At 57.9% G+C, this 5,360-nt stretch carries 6 protein-coding genes; 2 read left to right on the top strand and 4 right to left on the bottom strand.

Translation table 11 applies throughout. The features are described from left to right. Positions 1–114: 114 nt before the first annotated feature. Positions 115–339 (bottom strand): integrase core domain-containing protein, encoded by a 225-nt coding sequence (locus Q344_RS26785; protein ID WP_425311620.1) that lies wholly within the window; start codon positions 337–339, stop codon positions 115–117. Between the two features lie 720 nt (positions 340–1,059). Between Q344_RS26785 and Q344_RS0100955 the strand changes: the two genes are divergently transcribed. After that, on the top strand, positions 1,060–1,896 hold the full coding sequence (locus Q344_RS0100955; protein ID WP_028285003.1) for a Stf0 family sulfotransferase: 837 nt from the start codon (positions 1,060–1,062) through the stop codon (positions 1,894–1,896). A gap of 31 nt (positions 1,897–1,927) precedes the next feature. Here Q344_RS0100955 and Q344_RS0100950 read toward each other — a convergent pair whose 3' ends face one another. Continuing rightward, positions 1,928–2,611, bottom strand: coding sequence for an ABC transporter ATP-binding protein (locus Q344_RS0100950; protein ID WP_028285002.1), 684 nt, complete (start codon positions 2,609–2,611; stop codon positions 1,928–1,930). A 6-nt stretch (positions 2,612–2,617) separates the two neighbouring features. Continuing rightward, entirely contained in the window at positions 2,618–3,715 is a 1,098-nt protein-coding gene (locus Q344_RS0100945; protein ID WP_229669278.1) for a KpsE/RkpR family capsule polysaccharide export protein, read from the bottom strand. A gap of 380 nt (positions 3,716–4,095) precedes the next feature. On the opposite strand from Q344_RS0100945, the gene Q344_RS0100940 reads away from it, so the two are divergent. After that, a complete protein-coding gene (locus tag Q344_RS0100940; protein ID WP_028285000.1) occupies positions 4,096–4,833 on the top strand; it encodes an ABC transporter permease in 738 nt (245 codons plus the stop codon). Here the strand turns inward: Q344_RS0100940 and Q344_RS25440 are convergent. After that, a partial coding sequence (locus tag Q344_RS25440; RefSeq protein WP_156954602.1) for a glycosyltransferase occupies positions 4,790–5,360 on the bottom strand: 571 nt, incomplete at its 5' end. The two genes, Q344_RS0100940 and Q344_RS25440, sit on opposite strands and share 44 nt — an antisense overlap.

Genomic DNA, 5,360 nt, shown 5'->3' with positions numbered 1-5,360 from the left:
GTTCTGTAGGTTGGGGGTGTAGGTCTGCTCATGCATCCCAGCTACCACGCTGGATTCACGAGATGAATCCCTCACACGATTTGTGCAACAGAGCCTCGACCCAGCGGAATCTGCTCAGGTTAAGCCGCTAATCTGAATTCCTCGGCTGGCTGTCGCATGGCAAGCGCCTGACGTGGGCGGCGGTTGTTGTAGAAACTGATCCAGTTTCCAATGACTCGCGCCGCGTGCTGGATGCTCAAAGCGATGGCGGTGAACGCATTGCTCCTTGAGGGTCCGGATGACGCGCTCGACCATGCCGTTCTGCTGGGGGCAGTGAGACGTGATGAACTCCTGCTTCAGGCCGTAGCTTCGGACCAGCGCCCGTGAAGTGGCGGCTGGTGAAGACCAGACCGTAGCACGTCGGGAACATGCGCTGTCGACAGGTTATGGCCACGCGCGCAGTTTCCAGATGGCGCAGCGTGTGGCCATAACCTGGTCTCAGGTCTCAACAATGGTTTTGCTGAACGACACCGTTGAGGAGACCGGCTATGACCGCCACGCACTCTATCGCGCCGACCCTGCTCGTAGCCATCGATACCCCATGACTTGCTGGCCTAAGCGGCCAGATTTTCCCGGCATAGGACGTTGTCGGACCTCAGCTGGAACGGCGCCTCGACGCGGCCGAGCGTCCTGAACCTGGCGATGAGCGCGTGCTCGAGGGCTGCGTTGGCAGTGCGTGCCTTGCCGGAGCGCGACAGGTGCCAGCCCCAGCAACTCGCGCGTATGGCGTTCGATCACGAGCGCATCCAAGCCGTTCCGTCCGTCACCACGGCCCCGAACGAGCGCTGGTCCACGGACATCGCCCGCATCTGGGCCGGCAGGGCCGGCTGGGCCCCGCTGGCGCTACACCCCTTCAGAGGGAACTCGAATGGTTGCGGATGGATTGGGAGACAGATAGAGAAGGATGCTGAGAAGTGTTCGCACCAAACTCTCAGAAACTCCGCAGACAAGGTCCTCTCTGTTTGATTAGGATTACGTCGTTGGTATCTTTGGCTGATCTGGTTCTAGGATTAGGAAAATTTGAATAACTCACTTTACTTCCGGGAGGTCCAGTTTGATCCTGTCGTTTACGAAAGGGTGCTCCAGAAGCCCGCTGCGGATTTACGTTACGTAATCTACTTTACGCCCCGCTCTGGTTCTTCATGGCTGACGGACGTTCTTTCTCAGACTCGGCGGCTGAGCGAGGCCAACGAAGCGTTCAATCCGAATTTCATCCCGAACATCGCCCAGGTTTGTAACGCTTCGAACCTGGAACAATATATCAACGTTTTGATCCGCCGGCACAATTATCATGGGGTATATGGCTTCGAGATTACCATGCATCAGTTGGAAGCGGTCTTCCCGCGAGCTGCGCTTTTCCTCGAACATTTCGGCAGCGGCCCCTGCTTCTGGTTGATCCGCCGGGACATCGTCGCGCAAGCTATTTCCTTGGCCAAGATGGTCTCTACGAACGTAGCTCACACGGCTCATGCCAGCGAGGAGGAACGCCAAGCGTCAGACCAGAGCTTCGCTTATGATGCCAAACTCATCCGTCGCTGGCTGCTTCATATTCTCAGCGCGGAGCGCAAGAACGAGGAGTTCTTTGAGCGCCATGGGCTGGAGCCGCTGCGGATGTGCTACGAGCAGACAACGCTCCTGAGCGCACAACAGATGGTGAACGTGGTCACTCGCCACCTTCGCTTGCCAGATCTTCCTCCGATGGAGTTCAAGAGTAGCCATGGCAAGTTGGGCACCTCCCGGAACACTGAATTCGCTGAGCGTTTCCGCATGGATGAGGCGACATTCATGGCCGCGGTAGATGCCGAGCGGGCGCCGTGGCTAGCGCGGCTGCATGACATCGTTGAGACGAGTTACTGATCTGGGCGCAGTTTGCGTGACAGGATGTGCTCTAGCTTTTTCGTTTAACGGGATAGCGTCGGATGCCCATATGGTACTCGTGCTGGGCGATCGCCTCCTCAATGTTCTCGAAAAGTGTGAGCTTCCCGTTCTCCAGTACTGCGCCGCGATCACAGATCTGCCGGATCAATCCCATTGAATGCGACACCACGACGGCACTGGAATTTTCGAGTCGAGCCTTGAGGACTGCATTGCTCTTGTCGCGAAAGCTCGCGTCCCCGACCGCCGCCACCTCGTCGATCAGATAGGTGTCGAAGTCCACGGCCATGGACACGCCGAAAGCGAGGCGCGCTCGCATGCCGGAGGAGTAGTTCCGCACCGGCAAGTAAAAATTGTCGTCGAGCTCTGAAAATTCTCGTACGAAGTCGACCATATCAGCAGTTTCGGCACCGTAGACGCGAGCGATAAAACGTGCGTTCTGTGCTCCTGTCAGGTCCGGGTGGAAGGCACCTGCGAACCCAACCGGCCAGGAGATGGTGCCATCTGACAGAATTTGGCCGTAGGTGGGTTCCATTGCACCGGAAATCATCTGCAACAAAGTGGATTTTCCAGCGCCGTTGCGTCCCAAGAGGGCAAGCGATCCGCCAGTCGGTATTGTCAGGGTGACATGGTCAACGGCGGTCTTCGGTCCTCGGTCAGTGTGGAAAATCTTGGTCAAGTTCTCAAGATGGATCATTGAACCCTACCTGCGGTCCTTCAAGGAGTAGCTAACGAGTACAACAGTAGCCCAAAGCAGGAAGGAAAAGATCACAACGAGGCTTAGCTGAAGCGGACGGTCCGGGAACTCTGATTTTTGGGCTATGGTTGGCGTGATGTGGGCGGCAAGGTAACGGCTCTGTCTTCGAGCTTCCGCCTGAGCGGCGTCGTAGGCCGAAAGAGCCAGACGATAAGATTCTTCAGCGAACTGTCGGTCAACTGCCAGTGTCTCATAGGTCCCGAGCAATTCAGCATATGCCTCCTCGCCATTGTCATTCCCTGCAGCTGGCCCGTTGCCAAGTTTGCGCCGCTCCTGATCAATACGGTTCTCGATCACCTCGATTCGGCGCCGGGCTTGCTGGATCCGAGGGTCGTTCGATGAGGCAGAGCCTTGCAGCATGTCCAGTTCAATCAGCGCGCTGGCCAACTCGTTTTGGAGAGTAGTGATCAGCCCCACCTGGCCTTGTATGCTGGCCTCCGGATCGACGATCCGGTAGGTGTTGCGGAACTCGGTCAGGATCCGTCGCTTCTCTTTGAGACGCTCGACGGCCTCCTCCAATTCGTCACGCGCGTATCGCATCGCATCCTCTCGGGCGATGGCGGACAAATCGTTGATCTTCTTGGAGCTTTCGTCAAAGATCTCTTCGGCGATGGCGTGAGCATCATCCGGCGTGAAAGCGAGTACACGCAGGTCTATCAGTCCAGACCCCTCATCATAGTACACCTTCACTTTTCGAAGCCAGTGTTCAGTGAGATCCTCAATCGTGCCCGGGGGCTCGTAGGTGAACAGGCTTGGAGGATGATAAGTGAAAACAGGATCTTGATGGGGGCCGGGTTTCGACCAGATCTCGCGCAGGTCCAGCACGGCGTCGATCCGACGTACGATCTCCTGGCTCTGCAAGAACTTGTAGAGGATGTCCGTATCGGAGGAACTGGATCCCGATAGCTCGGTGATACCGCCGAGCAATTCGACTGCCGAACTCACCTCCTCCTTCCGAACTGAGAAGCCGACATAGGACGCATATTGATCTGCGGCCCGGGTCCAAAGATACCAGCCAGTCACCGCGGAGGGCAGGATCACCATGATAAGGAAGCTGAGAAGAACGATCCCGTGCCGCCGTCGCGGCCGGGCCCGCGACGCTGGGCCGCGCACCTTGGACGGCGTCTGTTCTGCTTGCTCCGGAGCGAAAGCCGCTGTCGACGGGACCGGGTTGGGCTCGGGACGGTTTTCGGCATCGCTCTGGGATGCCGGGGCACTCTCCGGTTTTATCTGCTTCGGGGGAGATGACGTCAAAATTGGCCTCTTGCACAGGTTCGCCTGCGATGAATAGGGTGTCACCCGGTGCGACTTCCATAGGCTTCTGAACGGTAGATTTGATGAGTTCTCCCGCTTCGGCCGGGACTATGTCCCCTAACCTACGGCCTGTCCAGCGGCCACGCAGCTTCGGAACATTTCGGGCAGTGATGGCGCTTGCGCTGCGCGAGATGGAGACCACCTATGGCCGCTCGCCCGGTGGCTACATCTGGCTTGTGCTGGAGCCGGTGCTGGGAATCACGCTTCTAACCTTCGTTTTCTCCCTTGCATTCCGCGCGCCTGCGCTCGGCTCAGAATTCGCTCCTTTTTATGCCTCGGGTGTGGTGCCCTTTCTGCTCTACACAGACGTCAGTATTAAGGTCGCGGCATCTCTCACCTTTTCGCAGCAGCTCCTCGCTTATCCAAGCGTCACCTACATGGACGCAATCTTCGCTCGGATGTTGGTCAATGTATTCAGTCAGTTGCTGGTTGCGTATGTTGTCTTCACCGGCATCCTTCTGATCTACGACACTCAAGGTGCGATTGATCTGCTCCGGATCATCCAGTCTTTCTGCATGGTGATAGCTCTCTCTTTCGGAGTGGGCGTGATAAACTGCTTTCTTCGTCTGCGGTTTCCGATCTGGGCGACAATTTGGGCCATCCTGAATCGGCCAATGTTCCTGATCTCCTGCATCTTCTTCCTGTTCGAAACGGTGCCCCAGCCTTATCAGGATTTCCTTTGGTACAACCCACTGATCCATGTCGTCGGAGAAATGCGGGCCGGGTTCTACAGCAACTATGATGCGCCTTACGTTTCACAGCTCTACGTCTACGGACTTTCGCTTGGTCTCGCGGTGATCGGGCTTATTCTGCTTCGACGCTTCCACCGAGAGCTTCTGGAGCGCTGATCGTTCGGAGCTCTCGGGCCGCCGAGAGCACCGTGGCGGCGAGGATTTCCGGGGACATCTTCTCTTGAGGGAGGTGCAGCAAAACACCATTCGGTGCCTCACGCACAGCTTCTCCTTGGGCGCCAAGATCAAAGGCCAGCACCGGCAGGCCCGTCGCCACAGCCTCGTGTACCGCATAGCAGAAGGTTTCGGGCCAGACCGACGGCACCAGCCATGCGGTCACGCCGTAACGTGCGGCCAAGTCCTGCAGGTCGGCAAGAGCATAGGTGCCGGTAACGGGCGTGCCAGGGGCAAGAGGGAAGGCCGGATCGATATTGCCGATCAGTACCAGCTCCCCTGGACGCACCTTTCGGGATAGAGCAGAAATCACCGCCGCCCCCTTCTGCGGTGCGATGTTGCCAAGCACGGCGAGGACCAAGGGCGCCTCGGGCGATGGTGGGACGAGACGGGGAACATCCTCCCGCAGCCGATGCGGATGCACCGCGATCCGCGCCTCGGGCCACACCGCGGCCACTAGATCACGGCTC

It is taken from the genome of Pseudooceanicola nanhaiensis DSM 18065, from assembly GCF_000688295.1.
GTDB lineage: Bacteria > Pseudomonadota > Alphaproteobacteria > Rhodobacterales > Rhodobacteraceae > Pseudooceanicola > Pseudooceanicola nanhaiensis.
This window is presented reverse-complemented; position numbering and strand designations above follow the sequence as displayed.